Annotated in this window: 18 protein-coding genes, 2 pseudogenes and 1 other annotated feature; of the genes and pseudogenes, 3 read left to right on the top strand and 17 right to left on the bottom strand. The window is 36.5% G+C overall.

What is annotated here, in order from left to right:
• Positions 1-120 precede the first annotated feature (120 nt).
• The gene (locus tag HMPREF2767_RS04530) at positions 121-1383 is read right to left on the bottom strand and encodes a Y-family DNA polymerase (protein ID WP_070456634.1); all 1263 of its coding nucleotides are present in this window, start codon (positions 1381-1383) and stop codon (positions 121-123) included.
• A 140-nt stretch (positions 1384-1523) separates the two neighbouring features.
• Between HMPREF2767_RS04530 and HMPREF2767_RS04535 the strand changes: the two genes are divergently transcribed.
• A complete protein-coding gene (locus HMPREF2767_RS04535; RefSeq protein ID WP_070622745.1) occupies positions 1524-2495 on the top strand; it encodes a DUF1002 domain-containing protein in 972 nt (323 codons plus the stop codon).
• Positions 2496-2531: 36 nt separating this feature from the next.
• Here the strand turns inward: HMPREF2767_RS04535 and HMPREF2767_RS04540 are convergent, their stop codons facing one another.
• The 11 genes and pseudogenes from HMPREF2767_RS04540 to parE form a co-directional block, all read right to left on the bottom strand.
• Positions 2532-3740, bottom strand: coding sequence for an ABC transporter permease (locus HMPREF2767_RS04540; RefSeq protein ID WP_070622746.1), 1209 nt, complete (start codon positions 3738-3740; stop codon positions 2532-2534).
• Positions 3733-4630, bottom strand: a pseudogene (locus HMPREF2767_RS04545) (ABC transporter ATP-binding protein). The gene HMPREF2767_RS04540 and the pseudogene HMPREF2767_RS04545 overlap by 8 nt, the downstream one beginning before the upstream one ends.
• A 126-nt stretch (positions 4631-4756) precedes the next feature.
• Positions 4757-5131 carry a DUF3021 family protein gene (locus tag HMPREF2767_RS04550; RefSeq protein ID WP_070622747.1) on the bottom strand — a complete coding sequence of 125 codons (375 nt, stop codon included), beginning with the start codon at positions 5129-5131 and terminating at the stop codon, positions 4757-4759.
• Positions 5132-5575 (bottom strand): LytTR family DNA-binding domain-containing protein, encoded by a 444-nt coding sequence (locus HMPREF2767_RS04555; protein WP_070622748.1) that lies wholly within the window; start codon positions 5573-5575, stop codon positions 5132-5134.
• A gap of 340 nt (positions 5576-5915) precedes the next feature.
• Positions 5916-6368, bottom strand: coding sequence for a hypothetical protein (locus tag HMPREF2767_RS04560; RefSeq protein ID WP_070622749.1), 453 nt, complete (start codon positions 6366-6368; stop codon positions 5916-5918).
• 91 nt (positions 6369-6459) lie between these two features.
• Positions 6460-6846, bottom strand: a pseudogene (locus HMPREF2767_RS04565) (acetamidase/formamidase family protein); the annotation flags it as partial.
• Between the two features lie 217 nt (positions 6847-7063).
• Complete coding sequence (locus HMPREF2767_RS04570; protein ID WP_168162121.1) at positions 7064-7936, bottom strand: Abi family protein; 873 nt, start codon at positions 7934-7936, stop codon at positions 7064-7066.
• 194 nt (positions 7937-8130) lie between these two features.
• Complete coding sequence (locus HMPREF2767_RS04575; protein ID WP_070622751.1) at positions 8131-9885, bottom strand: GMC family oxidoreductase; 1755 nt, start codon at positions 9883-9885, stop codon at positions 8131-8133.
• Entirely contained in the window at positions 9878-10678 is an 801-nt protein-coding gene (locus HMPREF2767_RS04580; protein WP_070622752.1) for a gluconate 2-dehydrogenase subunit 3 family protein, read from the bottom strand. Before HMPREF2767_RS04580 ends, HMPREF2767_RS04575 begins: the two co-directional genes overlap by 8 nt.
• Positions 10679-10744: 66 nt before the next feature.
• Positions 10745-13159, bottom strand: coding sequence for a DNA topoisomerase IV subunit A (gene parC, locus HMPREF2767_RS04585; protein ID WP_070622753.1), 2415 nt, complete (start codon positions 13157-13159; stop codon positions 10745-10747).
• Positions 13152-15125 (bottom strand): DNA topoisomerase IV subunit B, encoded by a 1974-nt coding sequence (gene parE, locus HMPREF2767_RS04590; protein ID WP_371440759.1) that lies wholly within the window; start codon positions 15123-15125, stop codon positions 13152-13154. Before parE ends, parC begins: the two co-directional genes overlap by 8 nt.
• Before the next feature lie 195 nt (positions 15126-15320).
• Here parE and plsY point away from each other — a divergent pair, with 195 nt between their 5' ends.
• Positions 15321-15917 carry a glycerol-3-phosphate 1-O-acyltransferase PlsY gene (gene plsY / locus HMPREF2767_RS04595; protein WP_070622755.1) on the top strand — a complete coding sequence of 199 codons (597 nt, stop codon included), beginning with the start codon at positions 15321-15323 and terminating at the stop codon, positions 15915-15917.
• Between the two features lie 39 nt (positions 15918-15956).
• On the opposite strand, the gene acnA is transcribed toward plsY, so the two are convergent.
• Positions 15957-18650 carry an aconitate hydratase AcnA gene (gene acnA / locus HMPREF2767_RS04600; RefSeq protein WP_070622756.1) on the bottom strand — a complete coding sequence of 898 codons (2694 nt, stop codon included), beginning with the start codon at positions 18648-18650 and terminating at the stop codon, positions 15957-15959.
• Between the two features lie 225 nt (positions 18651-18875).
• On the opposite strand from acnA, the gene mscL reads away from it, so the two are divergent.
• On the top strand, positions 18876-19280 hold the full coding sequence (gene mscL, locus HMPREF2767_RS04605) for a large conductance mechanosensitive channel protein MscL (protein ID WP_070456671.1): 405 nt from the start codon (positions 18876-18878) through the stop codon (positions 19278-19280).
• Positions 19281-19320: 40 nt separating this feature from the next.
• On the opposite strand, the gene HMPREF2767_RS04610 is transcribed toward mscL, so the two are convergent.
• The 4 genes from HMPREF2767_RS04610 to hemL form a co-directional block, all read right to left on the bottom strand.
• A complete protein-coding gene (locus HMPREF2767_RS04610) occupies positions 19321-20586 on the bottom strand; it encodes a bifunctional folylpolyglutamate synthase/dihydrofolate synthase (RefSeq protein ID WP_070622757.1) in 1266 nt (421 codons plus the stop codon).
• A 1-nt stretch (position 20587) separates the two neighbouring features.
• The gene (locus tag HMPREF2767_RS04615) at positions 20588-23215 is read right to left on the bottom strand and encodes a valine--tRNA ligase (protein ID WP_070622758.1); all 2628 of its coding nucleotides are present in this window, start codon (positions 23213-23215) and stop codon (positions 20588-20590) included.
• A 43-nt stretch (positions 23216-23258) separates the two neighbouring features.
• Positions 23259-23469: a binding site (T-box leader), on the bottom strand.
• Positions 23470-23502: 33 nt separating this feature from the next.
• Entirely contained in the window at positions 23503-24525 is a 1023-nt protein-coding gene (locus HMPREF2767_RS04620) for an AbrB family transcriptional regulator (protein ID WP_168162122.1), read from the bottom strand.
• A gap of 262 nt (positions 24526-24787) precedes the next feature.
• A complete protein-coding gene (gene hemL, locus HMPREF2767_RS04625; RefSeq protein WP_070622760.1) occupies positions 24788-26071 on the bottom strand; it encodes a glutamate-1-semialdehyde 2,1-aminomutase in 1284 nt (427 codons plus the stop codon).
• Between the last annotated feature and the right edge of the window lies 1 nt (position 26072).

A 26072-nucleotide genomic window follows, 5' to 3' on the forward strand; every position in this document is an offset into this window, starting at 1 on the left:
TATCGTATACTCGTTTCATCGGTTAAAGTATAGCATTTTTTTACTATAGTATTCTATTCATACCATTTTCTGCATAACTTAATATCAATCTATCATTATAGCATAATTTATAACGCTTTTTTAGCGTTTATGACCCGCAATTAACCCTTCTCTTAGTTTTAACGTCGAGGCTTCTGTCATACTTAACGCACGCATCACACTAAGTGTTCCGTATTTCACTTTTAATTCATCGATTGTCTTTAACAGTTGATCTCGTTTATACTCTTTTTCATTATCTTTAAATAAATTACCTTGTATATAATCATTACGAATTAAATTCGTTAAGCTAACACTAATCGTACGATACAGTGCGTCTGTATCAGCAATTTTTGTCAGTCGCATCCAAATACCAAACATCACTTCGTTTTCGTCATGTGTCCCTTCATCAATTGTAAATTGTTTCCCGTACGATTTCCCGAATTTTGTCGACACTTGAAAATGTATCGTTCGTGCGCGCTTATTCATTAAACGAAGTCGATGGATGACCTCATCCACGTGCTCGAGTAAGACGACATATAATTCGTGAAATTGATAATCTCTCATTAGTATTTGACTTTTTGCGATTGTCGGGCTTTTCGCATTGTATTTTTCACTTAATTTACTAAAATCAATACCGTTTGCGTGCATATGCCAGTCGATTCCAATCACGCCAAAATCTCTTTTTAAATATTCTACCGGATAAAGTGCTAAGTCTTTAACAGTAAATATACCTCGCTGATTCAATTTCTTTTCTGAACGTTTATTAATACCAAAAAAATCTCTTAACGGTGTAATCGGCCACAGTTTTGCAGGAATGTCATGATAGCGCCACTCTGTAATACCGCTCGGCATTTTCTTTGCTTCAATATCTAAAGATACTTTACTTAACAACACGTTATCTCCAATCCCAATCGCACAGTCAATTTTCGTTTCTCTATAAATATGTGCTTTTAACATTTCAGCTAACGCATACGGTGTTTCAGCAAATAAATGATAACTATCTGTCACATCCATAAAAAATTCGTCAATCGAATATTGATGAAAATCTTCAGGTGCAACGTATTGTAAAGCAATTTCTGTAATACGCTTTGAATACGTTAAATAGGTTTTCATCGAAGGATTAATAACTTTAATATGTTCGCCTTTTGGTATTTCAAAATGTCTCGATCCTGTTTTAATACCGAGTTCTTTCATCTTTGGTGTTGCTGCTAATACGACAGACCCCATCGAATCAACATCACCAACGACCGCGAGGTACGTCGTATTCGGATCCCATCCATTCATAATACAAGATACACTCGCAAAGAAACTTTTCTGATCGATACAAAATATATCTCTCTTTGGACATAAATGATAATTGTACATACGCTACCTCCTAATACGAACATATGTTCTATATTAGAATAACATATTTTTACGAAGCGTAAATACCTTATCTTTTGTATAACGACAATGAATATAGTATCCTTAAAACAAATTTAGAAGTAAGAGAGGTATGTTTATATATGAAAAAGTGGATAGCAGTAATCGCATCGCTTTTATTAACGATTACACTCGCAACACCAACTCTCGCTGCAAGCGCATGGAAAGAAAGCGTCACAATTTATGGTGCTGGTCTTAAAGATTCACCCCAACAAGAGCAAATAGCAAAATTATTAGGAACTAAAGATGATGACATCGTCGATTACGTATATGGTAACGACACTGAAAAATATATTAACTATCGATATGACGACAGTATTTTATTCTCTAGTATTCGCATTATGGAGAAGAACTCTGGCGGACTAAAAATTGATATCGACGAAACGTACGGTAAAATCACTCAAATTAGTCCACAAACTTATCAAAACGCACTGATTACAGCAGGTGTGACTAATGCAGATGTCGTAATCGCTGCACCACACGACGTTACAGGAGAATCAGCGTTAACAGGAATTTATAAAGCGTATGAAGTCCAAGGGGATAGTTTAAATCCTGAATATACAAAAAACGCTCAGGATGAATTAAACACAATCTCAGACATCACGTCTGAAAACGAAGGTAAAGACGGCTTTAGTGAAGCACAATTAAACAAAGCAATTACCGAAATCAAAATTACGATCATTAACCAAATTAACAACGGTGCAAACCTCACAGAAGACGACATCCGTCAAATTGTCGATGAAAAAATTAAAGACAACGGACTCGATGGCATCGTGACTGAAGAACAAAAAACTCAAATCATTAACATTATTATCCAAATTAAAAACTCAGGATTTTTCAATGAAGAATCTGCAACAAAAATCTTAGAAAGTTCTAAAAACTTACTTAACCAAATTAAAGATAGTGATGCTTTTAAAGACGCAAAAGATAAAGCGAAAAACTTAGGTAACGATATTAAAGACTTCGCTGAAAGTGAAGAAGGACAAGGGCTCATCGAGTCTATTAAATCATTCTTTAGATCACTATTTGAATCCATTAAAAACTTATTTAACTAAGTAAAATGCCGATGGGATATCCCATCGGCATTTATTTTACATATTTTTCAATTTTTTAATCGATTTTAACATATTAGAATCATTCATTAACACGTTTCGCTTGTACACTGTCGTCGTTAAGAACAGCAATAATATGATTGAAATAGCGAGAATTGCGACACCGATATATATGACACTCATCGGCGTATCTAAGTTAAGAAGTCGTACTGGCATTGTATACGGTGTAAAGAATGGGACATAACTACTTATCTTGAGTAAAGTTCCATCACTATTCATGATGTTAAATAGACCGATATAAAATCCACCGATTGAAATAAATGATAATGGCATGAGTCCTTGCTGTAAGTCTTCCATACGCGATATAAACGATCCAAGTAATGCTGCAAATATTAAATATAGTAATAATCCGAGCACTAAAAATACAACAGAGTAAACAATAATTGGTACAGTGTGTTCATTTGAAACTAATTCAAATTCTGATAACGTCTCTTGTAAAGAAGACGTTTTAAATGCAATGAGTCCTAGACCAATCACAATCAATATCTGTGTGAAAGATACGAGTATAATCGCACTTACTTTCGCTAATACGTGCTGCGTTGGAGATATACTTGATACGATCATTTCAATGACTCGTGATGATTTTTCTTGAGCAATTTCCGTTGCGATTTGACTCGCATATCCAATGATGATAAAGAACATAAGCATAATGACGGCATAAATAATAACTAAATTCAGTAAGTTCTCACTTTCGAAAAATCCGCCTTCTTCTACTTCCCCTTCACCGTCAGAGTCACTACTTTTGACAGTTAAATCTGCACGTGAATCAAGTAACGCTAAATCCTCTTCAGAGATATCAATCGCATTTGTCACGTAGATTTTATTTAACTCATCAAGAGCAAACTCTATCGCTTGACGGTTATCGTTAGATAATTCGCCGTCAGAAGTTAGCGTTGCTTTGATTGGTAACTCTTCAGAATCGATTTCTAATACGTTCTTAGCATCTGGCTCTATTAGAATCGTATCGTCGAACGATGTAATAACATCCGTAACGACTTTTTTATCTTCTTCTGTCGCTTCTATCGTTATTACTGTTTTTTCATCTTCACTATCAAATAGATTTAAAATTTTGTCGAAGTTCATGCCTGCAAATACGAACAGAACGAGTAATAGCGTCGTAATTATAAACGATTTCGCTTTAATTTTTTGTCTATACGTCGACAATAACGTAGCTAAAAATTTATTCATCGTGCTCACCCACTTTACTTATAAATATTTCGTTTAACGTCGGATCTTTTACGCTAAACTCACTAAAATAACCAAGTGGTGTTACGCGATCGTAAATCGGTTGAGCGAATGTTTCATCTTCAATTTTTAGTGTTACTAAATCATTCTTTTTGTTGTAAGATAAAACACCTGGATGATCTTTTAAGAACGATACGTCATGCGTTCCACGAATGAATATCGTTTTTTGCTTAAAGTCATCTTTAATAGATTTAATAGAGCCTTCTGCGACTTGTTTCCCACGTTTTAAAATACAAATTGATTCACATAACTCTTCAACGTGTTCCATACGATGTGTACTAAAAATAATCGTCGCACCATTTTTGTTTAACTCTTTGACCGCTTCTTTTAATAATTCTACGTTAACCGGGTCTAATCCAGAAAACGGCTCGTCGAGTATGAGTAACTTTGGATTATGGATAATACTCGCAATGAGTTGAATCTTTTGCTGGTTCCCTTTAGATAACGCTCCAATTTTTTTCTTCATGTTTTCAGATACTTTAAAGCGCTCTAGCCAATATTCTAATTGCTTTTTTGCGTCTTGTTTAGACATATTTTTAAGTTGCGCAAGATACATCACTTGCTCTTCAACAGTTAGTTTCGGATGTAATCCACGCTCTTCAGGTAAATAACCGATGTAGTCTGTAAAGTTATAATCGATTTTTTTCGTTAAACGTCACAGAACCACTCGTTGGTTTTAATATATTTAAGATCATACGAAACGTTGTCGTTTTACCTGCGCCATTTCCACCAAGTAAACCATACATATCCCCTTCTTGAACCATAAAGTTTAAATCATCAACAGCTGTAAAATCGCCGAACTGTTTTGATAGATGATTAATATTTAGTCCCATAAGTGCCTCCTATATTCGTTATGTGTATAATACTACATTATGAAAACTGTGTTTTTCAACGTATATAGTATATATGAGCAGTAAATGAGAAATAAAATTGCCACCGAGAAGCTCAGTGGCAGTATGTTACTTATCATTTAATTTTTTGTTGATTTCTTTACTATCGCGAATTGCCATGATTATATATACACTTTGGATGATTAAAATAATGACAATGATTGAAGCGGCGTATAATAATATGTCCGATAAAGTAGCTGATATCCATCCGTTCATCACCGCAACAATTGTAAAAGCGACTGTACCGACAATGAGTTGAATGAGTCTAGCAAGAGGTGGTGGCATTTTTGTTAAATGTGCACACGTTGCGAGTCCGATAAGTGAAGAGGCAATCCATACTGACATAATCTCCTTAGAAGGTTCTAAAATCATAAGTGAAACTAAATAGATAAAGCTTCCGATTAGTACAGATTGAACCATAAACTTTAAAGCATTTCCTAACATTTAAATCCCCAACCTTTCTTTTAAAATTGATACAAATCGTCTTGAAATATTGACCTTTTGTCCGTTCGACATGACTGCAATTAAATTCCCAGAAAAAGACGGTTCGACTTTTTTAATCTTCTGTATGTTCAATAGCTCTGACTTAGATACTTGCATAAACGTATTAGAATTCAGTTCATCTAAAAATGTCGAGAGGCTTTTGTAAGTCTGTACAGTTTCTTTATTCGTATAAATCGTCAACACTTTGTTATGAATCTCAGCACAAACGATATCCATCTTTTTAATGACGGTGAATTCATCATCATATTTCACAGTGATGTTTTCTTTGTCTTTCGTAAAATGATCGACATATGACAAGACCCGTGCGCCAGTAGTAGCATTATGTGCATGCACTTTCACTTCATCTTCTTCTAAACTACTATCGATAATAAGATTAATCTTCACTTTCGACCCCTCCCTCTCTTGCTAAATTCAGTATACAATTATATTTAAAATTACAGTTAAAAAATTCGTAAGTGGTAAAAATATCGGTATAACCGGTAAAAAAGCACTTCTCTAATAGTGAGAAGTGCTTGATATTGTTCAATATTGTTTAATTTTAGTTTTGATATGCGTGATAAGTGCCGTTATTTAACACTTTTACGTTGTTTCGTCGCTTTTTTGTTAGATAAAATGATATATCTAACAAAAATCAGCTCGAACAACCAAAATTTGTTAATTATCCTGAGATATCTAACATATTCCGAAAATTTTTGTTAAATATCCGCATCATCAGCTAATTATACTACCTAAACTTCTCCTGATGATGATCTATAATATCCGGATGACGAGATAAAACCTCTTCTCCTTTTGACGTCAACGTATTTTCATCTACATAACCATTTTCCTTCAGCCATTCGAATTCTTCTTTATAGTTTAAACCGTACTCTTGTGAGAAGAACTTCGGTGAACGTTTACGATTCACATTTTTAATCCACCAAAGCATAATGACGTGACCAAACACTAACTTGTCGTCATTAATAAACGTCATATACGATTTATGTGGCAATAACGTTTTAGATAATTTAATTTGCTTTAACAGATCATGCGCATCACCTTCAGACACAATATACGGAATTTTATCGTATCCATCTTCACGATAATCTTGTTCAAGTTTTTCTCTAAGCGATAAAACACCCGCACGCTCACGATCCTCACGGCTTCTCTTAGAAAAGAAAAAATCTAAAAACTTCCCCATTCTACTCACCTCTACTGAAACACTATTAATTATAATGATAGCACAAAAAGACACTTCTCTTTATAGTGAGAAGTGCCTCGAGTTCTTTATCTTAATAGAAATTTAAGTCATACGTATCTAACACAAATTGTGGGATTAAAAACCGCGTTGTCATGAGTGGATCGACGACTTGACTGATTTGTGCTTGACCAACTGCGCTTAGTAACATCGCAGCTTCGTCTAACTCTAAGTCAGTATATTTAGCTAGGTAATGAGCCGCTTGTTTTGTAGCTTCTTTCACTGACTCATCGAGCGTTTCTTTTGAAACGATAAAAGAAAGTCCTTCATCATATTTGACGATTGGATGCTCGATAACATTATCTTTAATCACTTCAACCTTTAAAACGGCAGAACCGGCAATTTCAACGCCAGTACCACAAATTTCACCGTCACCCATCGCACCGTGAAAATCACCTAAGCATAATAACGCACCTTCTGTACAAACTGGGAGTTATTTAACAAAATAACTCACAAAATGTTAGATATCTGGATATATCTAACAAAAACCGGGTCGAAAAACTAAAATATGTTAATTATCCGCGGATATCTAACAAAATCGCATAATTTATGTTAGATAAACGCCTAAATAACTAAAAGTTCATAATATTAAGCACCGTAATAAATGAATTTATTAAACCTAATTTATTACGATACTTTTATATGGTTTCTAAAATATTTGTCCAGTTTTCAGGAAAACCTAATTGAGTAATATCCACTTCTTCATACTCATTAAAAAGTTCTGAGATATTTGTTAATAGTATTTTCGTTAAAACTTTATCATTTAAAATTTTACAAATCACATAAATAGCTGCAAAAGTAGTATTGCCATATTTTATTTTCTTTCGATCCGCTTTTGATAGTTTAAAATGAATAGGTAAATGTCTGTTATATAGTCTACCAAAGTGCGCACAGATATTTCTTAAAGTAGATAAAGCATATAACCAGTTTCTAATATAAAAACGGTTGTTGTTAAAAGTAATTGCAATTCCATCTTGATCATTATCATGTAAGTTCGAGTATATTTTTGAAAGTAAACTGAATGAAGTGACTTCAATTACAACCCAAATTGGAAATATGGATTTATATTTTTCTTTATGATGAATAATAAATAGTTCTTTACTTCTATGTACTTCATGATTAATTTGAGTTCTCATATCGTTGAAATAGTCTAAATTTTTAAAGTTAGATTCATCTAGATATGATGTTGAACCATATTTATGGGCCAAATAGTAGGAGATTTTAGTACGAAAGGAAACTTCAATTTTCTCCAATAATGATAGTAATTCTAAACGTAACTTTCTATCAAATTCATACAATTTATATATATGATTAAATGAAGCACCTTCATAAAATATATCATTACTCTTTAAAGTTAAAGTATAGGCTCTAAAACGATAATAATTAATATTACTAAGTATATCTATAGCATATGATTCATCTTCTATAATAAGTCCACGTTTTTTTAATAAATCGATTTGTTCCTCATATGTTTTTGGCTGTTTTATATGCATATTATCACCGTTTACCATAAGGTCCCCCTTATCAAGATATAAAAAAAGTCCCACCATGGTACGCATTGTTAAGAGGCGTGGTGGGTTCTGTTACTTATATAATAAGCTTTTTATTTCACTTTGTCTATACAAATGATTTTTATTTAAGAATAAAAACCCCCTAAAACTAGAATTTCATCTAACATTAGAGGGTGTGCGAATTAAATTTTATATTATGCGTTCGCCGCTTCTTTGTCTTTTACTAATTGTCCGCCACCGTCGTCTAAGTATTTTAGAATACCTTCTGACGCACGGTATGCGAGTGCACCGATTGTTGGTGTTGGGTGGTGTCCTCCGAATTGAGGGAATGCTGATCCACCGACTACGAATAGGTTGTCAACGTCCCACATTTGTAGGTAGTTGTTGACTGCTGAGTTCTCACTTGATTCACCCATGATAACTCCACCTGTGTAGTGTCCACCTTGATACTTGTGGTCAAATTCTTCAGGTACTTGGTCGTCTTCGATGTGGTCTGCGCCCATCGCTTCTAGGATTTCATGACATCTTTCTACACCGAACTTCGCGATGTTACGTTCGTTGTCACCAAATTTATACGTTACACGTAATAATGGGTCACCGAACTCATCTTTATATGTTGGATCTAAATCCGTGTAGTTGTGGTAGTAAGATAAAGTACATGCAGAGTACCAAACGTGTAGCATACTGTATGCATATTTTAGTGACTCTTCCTTGAATTCTTTACCCCAAGTTGGTGTATCGCCTTTAATATTTTGTCCACTAGCGATCGCACCAAATCCGTATTGACGTAATTCGATACATCCACCACCGATGAAGTCTAAATCAGTGTGGTCAAAGTTATCCGCTTGATAGTCGTTTAAGCATGCACCAAGTGCTCCTGCACCCATGTATAAGTTAAACTTCTTATCGTCGAAGAATCCTCTTGCACCGTTGAATGAAGAGTTGTATTGACCGTTGAAGTTACGTCCAATTACACCTTTACGAGTTTTTGGATCGTACTGTTCACCGATATCTGAAAGCATAAGTAGACGGTTGTTAGAAATCGCAAATGCTGCAAGTACAACAACGTCTGCTGGTTGCTCATATTCTTCACCAGTTACTAAGTCTGTATATAGAATACCTTCTGCTTTTTTAGAATCTTTGTTGTACAGTACTCTACGAGCAAGAGAGTTTGTACGTAATTCAAAGTTATCGTGTTTTAAAGCAGTTGGAATAACAGTTGCGAGTGGGTCAGATTTTGCACTGAAGTCACAGCCTGCACGTGTACAGAATGAACAGTACATACAAGCGTTCATTTTTTCTCCATCAGGGTTCTCATAGTTTTGAGACATGTTTCCTGATGCCATTTGGAACGGATGTAATCCGAGTTCTCTCGCTGCATCTTTAAATAATTTTAATGGAGGAGTTTCTTCCATTGGTGGGTTTGGCCATTCCATTTTGCGTTCTGGAGCTAATGGATCTTGCTCCCCACCAATACCTGCTGTTTTCTCCCACATTTCATAATATGGCTCAAGCTCTTCGTAAGTAATTCCCCAGTCTTGAATTGACATTTCTTCAGGAATTTTATCTTTTCCGTAGCGCTCTTCAGTCATACTACGAATTTCAAAGTCATATGGCCAGTAACGATATGTACTACCTGCCCAGTGCACACTTGCTCCACCGACGTTAACTCCTAATTGGAAGTCTTTCATCGTACGAACAGGTAATGCTGTTTCGTCCATTTCGTTACGTGATGTTACTGTATCACCTTTTAGATTTTGCATGATTTGGAAACGATTATCAAAACGAAGCTCGTCTTTTACACCGATATAGTCTTGTCGGTTCGCGTCTCCACCACGCTCTAGTGTAACTACTTTTTTACCAGCTTTCGCCATTTCAGCACTTACTACTCCACCAGCCCAGCCGGTACCTACAACAACTACGTCGACTTTATCTAATTTCTTAGCCATAAGTTACGCCGCCTCCTTGATAATCTCTTAAACTTTCAGGTTCAAGTTCTAAGAACTCTTCAGACATAATATCGTGTTCCCATCCCATGCGTGGTCCTGGGTAACCGATCATCTTCCAACCTGCCATATCTCTATTTCCACCATAAGCCGGGTCAGAATATACACCTTCGATCACAAGGCTTCTTAATAATTCAAAGAATGCCTCTGAACGCATACCTGGTGTTTCAACTTCTCCTGCTTCAAATTGTTTTAAAATATCAATCATTTGCTTCTCTTCAAGTTCATGGAACTTTTTATCGTGAGATTCTTGACTGACATCAGTTAATTTTCTTAAACCGATAATCATCATCTCACCGCGTGTAATTCTTTCTTGACGCCCGTGAGTGTCTGAACGCATCGGTTCAAATGGTCCAAAACGGTAGTCTGTTGCGTTGTGTCCGTAATGACCATACATTTGTCTATCGATGAAATATGGTACACCGAGTTCAGTTGCACCCGGTCCATTATCATCTTCTGGATAAATAATATCTGCAGCTGCAGCAAGATTTTTAAAGTCGTCTTGACGACTGAAGTATGTTCTCGCATCTTTAATTGGAAGTGATTCAGCCGATTGGCCGCCACCTTCACCAGAATCGCCTCCTCCGACAGTCGGTGCATCAGATTTACCGCCATCTAAGTTGAACCCAATGAGTCCACCAAGTAACGAACCACCGATAATACCACCAGTAGCAACACCTGTTGTCTTCAGGAAGTCACGTCTTGAAAACTGTTTTTCATTTTTGTTTTCAGCCATGATAATTTTCCCCCTTTACATTATCATATCTCTATTTTAACAACTTACATCTAAAATACAATACGATTAAGGTATTAAGTACTTAGAAAAGTTTACGGTTTCTATCTCCCCAAATTTGTCTTCGTCAATCACAAAGGATCCGTTTGAGTATTTGTCGGATAAACGAATATCCATTGCTTCAATACTAGTATGATCATTTTCATTAAATAAGAAAATCTTAAAGTTCCCTTTGTAAAGGGTAGCACGCACTACTTCATGCGGTTTTGACTTCACTGTTTTATATAACATTTTACCAACTTGACTACGTTTTCCGAGTTCGAATACGTCGATACTCGTACGTTTCACGGCTCCTCTATTCGTCACAGATAACAAGTAATCATTGTCTTTTACGAGTTGTCCTAATACTACTTTGTCGTCTTCTTTTAACGATATGCCTTTAACACCTTTTGTTCGAAGACCAGTTTCTGATACTTCATCGATATTAAACATCAGTGCGATACCGTTTTTAGTCAGCAACAATATGTTCGTATTGTCCGTGACAACGTCCACGCTAACAACCGCGTCGTCTTTGCTTAAGTTGATTGCTGTAATCACACGGTTAATGCGTGTCATTTCGTGATCTTTTAACGGTGTTTTCTTCACTTGACCAAGTTTTGTCGTAATGACGATAGAAGCCGCTTCCTCAAACGACTCAATCGCATACGCAAACAGTGGATACTCATTACTTTCGATATTATATTTACTTGATAAATGTACGCCGTGGTCTTTCCAACGAATCTCTTCTAGTTCATGGACAGGGATTACCATATAATTTCCTCGGTTCGTAAATACGAGTAACGTTTCTAGCGTATGTCCTTCTTTAAAGAACAGTAACTCATCGTCATCTTTCATACCGAGTTCGTCAAATGGACTCGCTCCAAAACTTCTCGGACTTGTACGCTTAATGTATCCGTCACGTGTCACAGTAATTACTGTATCCTCTTCTCGAATTAACATCTCACGATTGACTTCAAGTGATTGTATCTTGTCTTCGATGACTGTTAAGCGCTCTGATTTGAATTGTTGTCTCACGTCACGTAACTCTTTTTTAATCACTTTTTTAAGCGTGTTTTCATCATCTATTATTTCTTTTAACGTATTGATTTCGAATTCTAAATCGACATGTTCGTTTTCTAAATCTACGATATCAGTATTTGTTAAACGATATAACTGAAGCATGACGATTGCTTCTGCTTGTCGTTCAGTAAAATCATACGCACTCATTAAGTTTTCTTTCGCATTCTTTTTATTTTCTGATTCACGAATAATTCGAATAACTTCGTCGAGTATCGATAACGCACGCATTAATCCTTCGATAATGTGCATACGTTTTGACGCTGCATCGAGTAAATATCTAGAACGACGTAAAACGACGTCTTTTTGATGTGCGATATATGCTTCTAATATCTCTTTTAAACTTAATAATTTTGGTCGGCGGTTATTAATCGCGACCATATTAAAGTTATAAGACACTTGTAAATTCGTCTTTTTATATAAGTAATTGAGTATCGCATCGATATTAGAGTCCTTACGTAATTCGATGATTACTCTTAAACCGTCACGGTCTGTTTCATCTCGTACTTCTAACATACCGTCGACTTCTTTATCTAATATAATCTCATCGATCTTTTTAACAAGTGCTGCTTTATTTACTTCAAACGGTAATTCTGTAATGACTAAATGCACTTTGTCTCCACGTTTAGTTTCAACGTCGACTTTTGCACGCACGACAATTCTACCTTGTCCTGTTTCATATGCTTTTTGAAGTTCCTTTTTACCTTGAATAATCCCACCTGTTGGGAAATCAGGTCCTGGCATAATTTCAAGTAATTCACTTGTTTTTACAGTCGGTTTATCGATGACTTTTAGCGTGGCGTTAATGACTTCCTCTAAATTATGCGGTGGAATATCTGTTGCGTAACCCGCTGAAATACCAGTTGAACCATTCACTAAAATATTCGGAAACTTTGACGGTAATACTGTCGGTTCTTTTGCCGTGTCGTCGAAGTTGTCCATAAAGTCGACAGTATCTTTATCGATATCGTTTAATAACTCACCCGATAATTCAGACAGACGCGCTTCAGTATAACGCATTGCTGCTGGTGGGTCTCCGTCGACTGAACCTTTGTTACCGTGAATTTGAACGAGCTCTTCACGCATCTTCCAGTCTTGACCTAAACGTACCATCGCGTCATATATACTCGATTCACCGTGTGGGTGGTAGTTACCAATTACGTTACCGACAGTTTTCGCAGATTTACGATATCCTTTGTTAAACGTATTTCCGTCTTTATACATCGCATATAAAATACGGCGCTGTACGGGTTTTAATCCGTCACGTACATCTGGAATCGCACGGTCTTGTATAACGTATTTACTATATCGACCAAAGCGGTCACCAATTACGTCTTCAAGTTTTAATTGTTGAATATGTTTATGCATAACTATCACCGTCCTCTAAAATGTCAATACGATCACTATCGAGTATTGACGCGTCATCTTCTAACGTAAAGCTGACGTTCTCTTCAATCCAGTCACGTCTAATTTCAACGTTATCACCCATTAAAGTTGATACTCGTTTTAACGAAAGTGCCTCATCATCAATTAGAACTTGAATGAGTGTACGATTTTCTGGATCCATCGTCGTCTCCCAAAGCTGGTCTGCCATCATTTCCCCGAGACCTTTGTAGCGCTGAATTTCAACGTTATCACCGAGTTCTTCTTTCATTGCTTCAAGTTCCTCTTCTGTCCACACATATCGAGTCTCTTGTTTTTTACCACGTTTTTTCTCTAATTTAAATAACGGAGGTAACGCGATATACACTTTACCTGCATGTAAAAGTGGACGCATATAATTAAAGAAGAAAGTAAGAAGTAGCACTTGAATGTGTGCACCATCCGTATCTGCATCTGTCATAATGATCACTTTATCGTAGTTCACTTGATCGATATCAAACTCATTACCGACACCTGCTCCGATCGTATGGATAATCGTATTTATTTCTTCATTTTTAAAGATATCTTCAAAACGTGCGCGTTCTGTATTGATCACTTTACCTCTTAACGGTAAAATCGCTTGGAATTTTCTATCGCGTCCAAGTTTCGCCGAACCTCCTGCAGAGTCCCCCTCTACTAAAAAGAGTTCGTTTTTCTTTCTGTTTTTGCTTTGAGCTGGTGTTAACTTACCAGATAGTAAAACGTCACGACGTTTCGATTTTTTACCGTTACGCATCTCTTCACGTGCTTTACGTGCAGCGACACGTACTTGTCTAGCTTTAATTGCTTTTTTAACGAGTTCAGCTGATAAAACACCGTTCTCTTCTAAAATATATGGTAAATTCTCACTTAAAACGTGATCCATTAGTTGTCTCGCTTCAGGTGTACCGAGCTTCCCTTTTGTTTGTCCTTCAAACTGAAGTAACTCTTCAGGAATTTTAACGGAAATGACAGCTGTTAGCCCTTCACGAATATCGTTACCTTCGAGGTTTTTGTCTTTATCTTTTAATTCGCCAATTTTACGCGCGAAATCATTAAAAATACGTGTAAATGATGATTTAAAGCCAACCTCGTGCGTACCGCCGTCTTTCGTACGGACATTGTTTACAAAACTCATGACCGTTTCTGTGTACTGGTCATTATATTGAAATGCAACATCTGCTTGCATACCGTTTAGATTACCAGAAAACGCGATCGGTGATCCGAAGTTTTCTTTACCTTCATGTAAGAAATTAATAAAAGAAAGTAAGCCATCTTCGTAATGAAACAATTCATGTTTATCTGTATTTAAGTCGGTAATACTCACTTCTAAATTCTTTTCTAAAAATGCTGATTCTCTCATACGATCAACGATTGTCTCGAAATTAAATTGTGTACCCGTTTTAAAAATCGTACGATCTGGCTTAAACGTAACACGCGTTCCGGTTTGATTCGTATTGCCAATTTCTTTTAACGGCTCGTCAACTTCTCCACCGTTTTTAAATGACATACTATATCGTTTACCGTCTCTACATATTTCAAGTTCTAGCCATTCTGATAATGCGTTTACGACGGACGCACCAACACCATGAAGTCCTCCAGACGTTTTATATCCACCAGAGCCAAACTTACCTCCAGCGTGGAGGATAGTAAAAATAACTTCTGGCGTCGACTTACCACTTTGGTGCATGCCTGTCGGTAATCCACGTCCGTTATCACTCACAGTAATACTTCCATTTTTATTGATTGTAATTTCTATTTTATTACCATAGCCGTTAATAATTTCATCTACTGCGTTATCTGTAATCTCATATACTAAATGATGAAGACCTCTTGCGTCTGTAGATCCAATATACATACCTGGACGTTTACGAACTGCATCTAGGCCTTCTAATATTTGAATTGAGTCATCTGAGTAATTTGAATGTGCCAACCGCGTACCTCCTACAAACATACGTTCGAATTAAAATCTCTTCTTATATTTTATAGTACTTCCCTCAATTTGAAAACCTCTAACATATTTTATAAGTTTACATAACATTATTATAGACGCTTCATTAATAATTATATACACACGAGCGAGATGTGTTAAAATATTATTACCTACTATTAAAAATGAGGGTGTCAAATGGAATTATCAACAATCGTTTTACTTATTGCTTCATATATTTTTGGCGCGATTCCGTTTGCTTACATTATCGGAAAAGTGTTTTATAACGTCGATATAAGACAACACGGAAGCGGTAATATCGGTACGACGAATACGTTTAGAATTTTAGGTAAGAAATCAGGGGTTATCGTCTTAATATTAGACTTTTTAAAAGGTGCAATTCCAGTATATGTAGCGATGTGGGCGAACGTAGATATACCGGTCATTATATTTGGATTATGTGCAGCACTTGGCCATGTATATTCTATATTTTTAAAGTTTAAAGGTGGAAAAGCTGTCGCAACTGGTGCCGGTGTGATCATGGCCGTTGCGCCTCTCATCTTTTTAATTATTTTACTCTGTTTTTTAATCGTCTTAACTGTATTCCACTACGTATCACTTGCAAGTGTATCTGGCGTAACGATGCTCTTTATACTATCGTTGTTTACAAATAACTTAGCACTTAAAATCGTATCAGGAATACTATTTATACTTATCGTCTTTAAACACATACCAAACATGAAGCGGATTAAAAACAAAACTGAACCAAAAGCATACTTATTTAAAAAGAAATAAAGGCCAAGACAAATGTCTTGGCCTTTTATATTCGACAAATTAGTTTTTAAGTTTGTCTCTAAGTACCATTTGTAAGATACCACCGTTACGGTAATAGTCTACTTCTACTTCAGAGTCAAATCTCACTTTAACATCGATATCTACAGTGCTTCCATCTTCTTTAGTCGCAGTGATTGTAATGATATCTCCTGGTTTAACATCTTCGTTTACAGGGATGTTAAACGTTTCGTTTCCTTCTAAACCGTAGTCTTCAGCGTGTTTACCTTCAACGAATTGAAGCGGTAATACACCCATCATAACTAAGTTAGAACGGTGAATTCTTTCGTATGATGCAGCAAGTACTGCTTTCACACCGAGTAAGTTTGTACCTTTAGCTGCCCAGTCACGGCTTGATCCCATTCCGTAGTCGTCACCAGCAAGTACAACTAAACCAGTGCCGTCTTCTTTATACTTCATAGCTGCGTCGTAAATACTCATTACTTCGCCAGTTGGCCAATAAGTTGTGTATCCACCTTCAGTTCCTGGTGCAACTTGGTTACGAATACGAATGTTCGCAAATGTTCCACGTACCATTACTTCATGGTTACCACGTCTAGAACCGTATGAGTTAAAGTCACGTGGTGATACACCTTGTTCAATTAACCATTTACCTGCTGGTGTATCTTTACCAATCGCACCTGCTGGAGAAATGTGGTCTGTCGTTACAGAGTCACCGAACTTCGCAAGAACTTTAAGGTCATTTAATGCTTCAACTTTGCCCGCTTCTTCAGGTAAATCTTCGAAGAATGTTGGGTTTTGAATATACGTTGAATCATCAGAGAAGTCGTATAATGGTGCATCTGTTACTTTAATGTTGTTCCACGTTTCGTTTGAAGTAAACACTGTCTCGTATTCACGTTTGAATAATTCTGGTGTTACTGTTTCATACACAGTATCTCTAACTTCTTGAATTGATGGCCAGATATCTTTCATAAATACGTCGTTACCGTCTTTATCTTGTCCAATCGGATCGTTATAAAGGTCGATATCAACTGTACCTGCTAAAGCGTAAGCAACTACGAGCTGTGGTGACGCTAAGTAGTTCGCTTTAACTAGTGGGTGGATACGCCCTTCAAAGTTACGGTTACCAGATAATACTGATGACACGAGCATGTCGTTTTCAGTAATTGCTTCTGTTACTTCGTCACGTAATGGACCTGAGTTACCGATACATGTCGTACAACCGTAACCAACAGTGTTAAACCCTAGCTTATCTAGATACTCTTGAAGACCTGAGTTTTCAAGGTAACCAGTAACTACTTTTGAACCTGGTGCAAGTGAAGTTTTCACGTGCTTAGGAACTGATAATCCTTTTTCCACTGCTTTTTTAGCAACTAATCCTGCACCTAACATTACGTACGGGTTAGATGTGTTCGTACAAGATGTAATCGCAGCGATGACTAAGTCACCTGTTTTAAGAGTTTCTTTTCCACCGTCGTTATACTCAACGTCGACTTTTTGGTCGAAGATTTCTTTAGAATATCCGTGACCGTGGTTACCGTTTTCTCTCGTTACAGATGCTTCGAATTCTTCTTTCATTTTTGAAAGTAAGATTAAATCTTGAGGACGTTTTGGTCCTGATAATGAAGGCTCTACTGTTGATAAATCTAGCTCAAGCACTTCTGAATATGTCGGTTCTTTATCTGGATTAAAGAATAAGTCGTTTTCTTTTAAGTACTGTTCAACTAATTCAATATGATCTTCAGAACGACCTGTCAGTCTTAAATAGTTTAACGTTTCCTCATCGACTGGGAATAATGCGTTCGTTGCACCGTATTCTGGCGCCATGTTTGAAATCGTTGCACGGTCAGCAAGTGGTAAGTTTGATACCCCTTCACCGAAGTACTCAACGAATTTACCAACAACGCCGTGCTCACGTAACATTTGAGTGATACGTAATGCTAAGTCTGTTGCTGTTGCACCTTCTGGTAATTGGTTTTTTAATTTAACACCAATAACTTCAGGTAATGGGAAGTAACTTGGTTGACCGAGCATTCCTGCTTCAGCTTCGATACCGCCAACACCCCATCCAAGTACTCCTAAACCGTTGATCATTGTCGTATGTGAGTCTGTACCAACGAGTGAGTCAGGGAATACGACATCATCACGGTCATGTACGACGTTTGCTAAGTACTCTAAGTTTACTTGGTGAACGATACCTGTAGCTGGTGGCACTGCTTGATAGTTATCAAACGCTTCAGCTGCCCAGCGTAAAAATTCGTAACGCTCTTTATTTCTTTCAAATTCTAATTCCATGTTTTTAACGAGTGCACTATGTGTACCGTATGCATCAACTTGTACTGAGTGGTCGATGACTAAGTCCACTGGTACTTCAGGGTTAATTTTTTGAATGTCACCGTTTTTGTCATTCATCGCTTTACGTAATGACGCTAAGTCCACGACAGCTGGTACACCTGTAAAGTCTTGAAGAATTACACGTGATGGTTTAAACGGTACTTCTTTACCTTGTAAATCACCTTTGTCCCAGTTCGCAAGAGACTCGATATGTTTTTCTTGAATAGAATGTCCATCGTATTGACGTAACACAGATTCTAATAATACACGAATAGAATATGGTAGCTGTTCAACATCGCTATACCCAGCATCTGTTAAAGATCTGAGTGAGTAGTATGTCTTCTCAACCCCATTTACATTCAATGTGCGCTTTGCATTTTCTTGTAAATTGTTTGCCATAAAATTTCCCCCCAGAATATATACGTTAATTTAATTGTAACTGTTTACAGCTCATTTTGAAACATATAAACATTATTTTTCAATACGAACTACCTATATCTAAGTATAAGATTTAGTTATGGAAAAGAATAAAACAATAACAATTCGTTTATTATGGATGTAAACATATACTTTTCATCATTTTAATGTATAATATATAAAGGTTTTAATTTAGGAGTGTATTTAATGATTAAAGAATTTAAAGAATTTATGATGCGCGGAAACGTATTAGATTTAGCAGTAGCGGTCGTAATTGGTGCAGCATTTGGTAAAATCGTCGATTCTCTTGTAGCGAATATTATCATGCCACTTATTGCATTAATATTTGGTAACACAGATTTCGCATCTGCATGGGAATGGAACGGTATTACTTACGGTGTATTCATTCAATCAATTATCGACTTCTTAATCATCGGTTTTGCTGTGTTTATGTTTGTTAAAATCGTAAACAAAGCTACATTCGGTGCCTTTGAAGAAAAAGAAGAAGAACCAGAAACTGCAGAAGAAGTATTATTATTACGTGAAATCTTAGAAGAACTTAAACTTCAAGACGCTAAAGAAGAACAAAAATATTTACGTGATGAAGAGTAAAAAAAATTCCCAAATTAGTAAATACTAATTTGGGATTTTTTTATTTGTTAGAAAAGTGTTGTTTAATATAACTGATGAAATATAAACTACCTGTACAAAGCAATACATCACCATCAAACTGATCGACAAATTTTATATAATCATCGACTTGTTTTAAATTCGGATGATTCACGGCATCATAAATGTCTTGAACTGGTTTTTTACGATAAAAATCAAATTCAGTCACGACAAATTCATCTGCAATTGATGCGAGTTCATCGACCATATATTGAATTGGTTTTCCGTCGACACATGAAAATAGAACTGTAATCTTTCTATCCGCATAATTATCTTTGATCGTTTTAATTAAAACATCAACCGCTTCTTTATTATGCGCTCCGTCTATAATAATCGTCGGATCTTCTTGTAATACTTCGATTCGCCCGACCCACGTCACGTTTTCTACACCGTGGACTGTTTTATTCATATCTAAATTTACAATGTCTAAATCATGCATTTCAAGAAGTGCTGCTAGTGCTAAGCTCGCGTTTTGCATTTGATGGTATCCGAGCATTTTTAACTGTATATCGTTAAAATCATAATCGTTATATTTAAACGAAAACTCCTGTTCATTATCTAGTAAAATAATATCTCTTCCGAGCTCTATACCTTTCGCATGATTTTCTTCTAATACTTTGTAAATGACTTGTTTTGATTCAGTATCGTCAACAAAATACACAAGCGGAGTATCTTCTTTAATGACCCCAGCTTTGTCTTTCGTAATTTCAACGAGGGTCTCTCCTAATATATCTGTATGATCTTTACCGATACTCGTTAAAATAGTCATGACTGGTTTAAACACATTTGTTGAGTCATGTGTTGCTCCTATTCCCGCTTCAACTACTACGATATCTACTGGATGGACATTACCGAAATACACAAACATCATCGCCGTAATAATTTCAAATTCTGTCGCTTGTCCAAGTTCAGTTTCTTCAGCCATTCGTTCACTCACAGGACGTACGATATTGGCAACGTGTGCGAGATCTTCGTTAGAAATCGGCGTACCGTCGATTGAAATGCGTTCATTGAACACTTCAATATAAGGCGAAGTAAACGTTCCAACTGAATACTCATTTTCATTTAACGCACTTCGTATATACGATACGACAGAACCTTTACCGTTCGTACCGACGACATGTACGCCTGTAATATTGTCTTGTGGGTTATCTAGTTCATTCAGCATCCAAACCATGCGTTTAACGCCTGGTTTGATGCCGAACTTTCCTCTATTGTGTATCCATTCTAACGTCTCATCATAATTCATGTTACTTACCTCTTAACCCGTTTAGTCGAACTTCGACATCTTCATATTGCGCTTTGTATGAAGCTTCTTTTTCACGCTCTTCATTTACGATTTTTTCCGGTGCATTTTGCACAAATTTTTCATTGCTTAATTTACCTTTAACACGTTTTAATTCACCATCTAAACGCTCGAGTTCTTTTTCTAAACGTTCGATTTCTTCGTTTATATCGATTAAACCTTCAAGTGGTAAAACGACAGTCGCACCTTTAACGACTTGAGTTTTTGCATCGTCTTGAATGTTCACTTTTTCGCTGATTTCTAACGTTTCAGGATTTGTAAATCGTGTAATATAGTGTTTGTTTTCTTCAATAAGCGCTCGACTGTTTGCATCTTTAATCTCAATTTTAATATCGATTGGCTTAGATAGTGGTGTATTCACTTCATTTCTAGTTTGACGTACTGATTTAATAATGTCTACGAGTAAACTCATCGTCTTATTACTTTCTTCGTTAGATAGTGACGCATCAACCGTCGGCCACTCACTCACGACGATAGATTGACTATTATCAATCGCTTGGTAAATTTCTTCAGTGACAAACGGCATAAACGGATGTAACATTTTTAGAATTTTATCAAGTGTGTAAAGTAATACTGAACGCGTCATTTGTTTTTCTTCTTCAGTACCTTCGTTCATTGAGATTTTAGACATTTCAATGTACCAATCACAGAAATCATCCCAAATGAAGTGGTATAAAATACGACCAACTTCACCGAATTCGTATTTTTCAAATAGACGAGTCACTTCACGAATCGTATCGTTTAAGCGCGTTAAAATCCACTCGTCCGCAACTGTTTTTGCGCCCTCTAAATTTATGTCTGCATGTTTAAAATCTGGACCGATATTCATTAACGCAAATCGTGATGCATTCCAAATTTTGTTGATAAAGTTCCACACAGATTCTACTTTTCCATCGCTATAACGTAAATCTTGACCTGGTGTTGATCCAGTTGATAAGAAGAATCTAAGTGCATCTGCACCGTACTTATCAATAACATCCATTGGATCTACTCCGTTACCTAGAGATTTAGACATTTTACGATTTTGTTCGTCACGTACAAGTCCATGTAACAATACGTCGTTAAACGGACGCTGATCAGTTTGCTCAAGACCTGAGAAGATCATACGCGATACCCAGAAGAATATAATGTCATATCCAGTAACGAGTACGTTCGTTGGATAATATTTTTTAAGTAAATCTGTTTCTTCTGGCCAACCTAACGTAGAAAACGGCCATAATGCACTTGAGAACCAAGTATCTAATACGTCTTTATCTTGCGTCCAGTTCTCGATATCTTCTGGCGCTTCTTCGCCGACGTACATTTCACCAGTTTCGTTATGGTACCATGCTGGAATTTGGTGCCCCCACCATAACTGTCTTGAAATTACCCAGTCATGAACGTTTTCCATCCAGCGGTTAAACGTACCTTCAAAACGATTCGGTACGAAATGAACTCTATTGTCCGTCTCTTGGTTTTCGAGTGTTTCATCTCTAAGTGGTGCCATTTTAACGAACCACTGCGTCGATAAATACGGCTCGACAATTGCATTACTACGTTCTGAGTGTCCGACACTATGCATGTGGGATTCTATTTTAATGAGTTGGTCTCTTTTTTCTAATTCTTTCACAATCGCTTTACGTGCTTCAAAGCGGTCCATTCCAACGAATTCCCCACCGAGTTCGTTAATCGTACCATCTTCATTCATAACGTTAATACGTTCTAAATTGTGACGATTACCTAAGTCAAAGTCATTCGGGTCGTGCGCTGGTGTGACTTTCATTGCACCTGTACCAAATTCTATATCGACGTAATCGTCAGTAATCACAGGAATTTCACGTTCCATCAGTGGTAAAATTACTGTTTTACCAATAATATCTTGATATCTTTCATCGTCTGGATGTACGACAACCGCAGTATCACCGAGCATCGTTTCAGGACGCGTCGTTGCGATTTCTAAATAACCACTACCATCCGCGTATGGATATTTTATATGGTAAAATTTACCTTCGATTTCTTTATGAATAACTTCGATATCACTTAACGCTGTACGTGTTTCTGGGTCCCAGTTAATGATGTATTCACCGCGGTAAATGAGTCCCTTGTTATACATATTAACGAACGTTTTACGTACTGCTTTAGAAAGCCCCTCATCTAATGTGAATCTTTCTTTTTTATAGTCTAATCCTAGACCTAATTTTTTCCATTGATCACGGATGTGGCCTGCATATTCTTCTTTCCAGTTCCACGCGTGAGATAAAAATTCTTCACGTGTTAAATCGTGAATATCAATGCCTTCTTCTTTAAGTCGTTGTACTACACGTGCTTGCGTTGCAATACCGGCATGGTCCATACCAGGCAAGTACAACGTATCAAAACCTTGCATACGCTTTTGACGTGTAATAATGTCTTGTAGTGTCGTATCCCATGCGTGACCTAAATGTAACTTACCTGTTACGTTTGGCGGTGGGATAACGATTGTAAATGGTGGTTTATCTGACGTTACATCTGATTCAAAATAACCTGCTTCCACCCATGTTTCATATTTTCCTTTTTCAACTTCTGTTGGATTATACTTCGTTGGCATATCCATCTATATCAACCTCTTTCTTTAAATGACAAAATCCCGCCCTACTAAATAGGACGGGATTACCGTGGTACCACCTAAATTTGGCATAAATATGCCACACTTAATTATGATTAACGCTCACTAAACGTCTATCTTTACTATACATTCAAGATAAATGCTACACGTAGACTACTTCATATCACTATGACTATGCTCTCACCAACCGCATATTCTCTGAAGACATTTATGATACTACTACTTCTACTCTTCATATTTAACTACGTTAATTTTATTGTATTCACGCGTTTAAGTCAACTTTTCTGAGCACGTGGTCTCATTAAAAGATAATGAACGATCGGTACGACAATTAGGATGATAAAGAATATTCTAAACAAGTGATAACTTGAAATCATCGCAATATCTCCACCACTCTCCATCGCAACGACGATAATTTGAGCGAGACCTCCTGGAGCTGCCGCTAAAAATAAATTCGTAAATTCATGAGACGTAAACATCGTATAGATGATAACAAGTATCATACTTCCGACAATTAAACCGATGTTTTGTATGACAATTGCACATATATCACGTAATGAAAGTTGACTAAATAACGTCGTAATCTGCATTCCAATTCGAATACCGAATAAAATTTGTGCAAATGCAATGAGCACAAAATCTAGCGTAAATGGTGCTTCCGTTATTAAATTCCATACGATTGTTGGGACCATTGGACCGAGCAAGATTGCTGCTGGGAATTTTATCCTACGTAATAAACGATACATCACATATCCTGCTATTGGTATGAGTAACATATATACTGAAAACACTTCAGATAAGTTTGGCACTTCAGTAATTTTACTGACAGAAGTACTTTGAGAAAAATGTGTAATCATCGGCACTAATATGACGATAAAAACGATTCTCGAAGTCTGTGTTAAAGAAACGAGCAGTAAATCGGCGTTTTTATTTTCTTCTGCCATTATAATCATCTGACTTAAAGCACCTGGAACACTTGCAAGTACTGCTGTTTCAATCGTTGAATTCGTTAAATAGCGAAATGGTATTGATAAAAGTAAAGCGAGCAGAAGCGTTAAAATTGTAATAATAACGATATTGTACCAGTCATCTGTCATTTTAATAATCGCGGGTAATGTAAATGATGTACCAATTTGAATCCCCATTACAAATACACCGGAATTCGCAAATGGTTTTGGAAAATATATATCATTATCGATAATACGTATAAATAATAGCGTTCCGATAATTGACGCAAACAAGTATGCGAGTGGTATTGAGAAAAACTTAAATACAGCACCTATTAATACGATAAACACAAGAAGACATAATAATTTTAAAAATCTCAAACACCATCACCTCAATATAAAAATACCTCGAGAAATCTCGAGGTATTGTCTCTTATAGATGATAAATAAGTACTGGTAACAGTAAAAGAAACGCTACTACAGGCATTAACCAATATACTAATCGTTCTGAAGCAGGTTGTCTTTTATCTTTCTTTTGAATTGGCATAGTCATCCTACTCTCTTACATATTTATATATTAAATTATGCACATTTTTTCTAACGAAAGCAATACCTATTTCATAATACGTGAAAGTGCGTTTCTAAACGCCTCAATTGTAAACTTAATATCTTCCTCAGTATGTTTTGTTGAAAGGAACATTCCCTCGAATTGTGATGGAGGTAAATATACCCCTTCTTTAATCATTTCAGGATATAGTTTAGCAAATAATTTTAAGTCTGATCCATTTGCATCTTCAAAGTTTTCAACTGGACCACCTGTTAAGAAGAATCCAATCATAGAACCTGCACGGTTAATTGTAAATGGTACGTTAAACTCTTTAAAGACTTCTGTTAGTCCTTCTTCAATCATATCTCCTAAATGATTAAAGTGGTCATAACTCTCTTTATTGAGTTGTTTTAACGTGTGTAATCCAGCTGTCATCGCGAGTGGGTTCCCTGATAACGTACCTGCTTGGTAAATATCTCCAGCCGGTGCGATACGTTCGATAATTTCTTTTTTACCACCAAACGCACCGACAGGTAATCCACCACCGATGACCTTACCTAAACAAGTAATATCTGGATCGATACCAAAGTATCCTTGTGCACAGTTATATCCGACTCTAAAACCTGTCATTACTTCATCGAAAATTAATAGTGAACCATATTCATTCGTAATGTCTCTCACATATTGTAAGAAATCATTTACTGGAGGAACAACTCCCATGTTACCTGCGACTGGTTCCATAATCACCGCTGCAATGTCGTCACCGTAATGTTCAAATGCGACTTTTAAGCTTTCTTTATCGTTATATGGAACAGTAATCGTATTTTTAGCTGTACCTTCAGGAACTCCTGGTGAATCTGGTAAACCAAGTGTCGCAACACCACTACCTGCTTTAATTAACAGTGAGTCACTATGCCCGTGGTAGCATCCTTCAAATTTTAAGATTTTATTGCGGTTTGTATAACCTCTAGCAAGTCTAAGTGCTGCAAGTGTTGCTTCAGTACCTGAAGATACAAAACGAATCATTTCAACTGACGGTACACGGTCGATGACGAGTTTTGCGAGTTCGTTTTCTACTGCTGTAGGTGCACCGAATGAAGACCCTTTTTCAGCTTGTTGTTTAATCGCTTCAACAACCTCTTCATCAGTATGACCTAAAATTAACGGACCCCAGCTTAATACGTAGTCAATATACTCGTTACCATCAACGTCTTTCACTTTCGCACCTTTTGCGCTGTCGATAAATAACGGATCCATATTTACCGATTTAAACGCACGAACTGGAGAGTTAACCCCACCTGGCATTAAATGAACTGCTTCATCAAATAATTGTTTCGATTTTTCGTACATC

It is taken from the genome of Nosocomiicoccus sp. HMSC067E10 (assembly GCF_001810835.1).
Classification (GTDB): Bacteria; Bacillota; Bacilli; order Staphylococcales; family Salinicoccaceae; genus Nosocomiicoccus; species Nosocomiicoccus ampullae_A.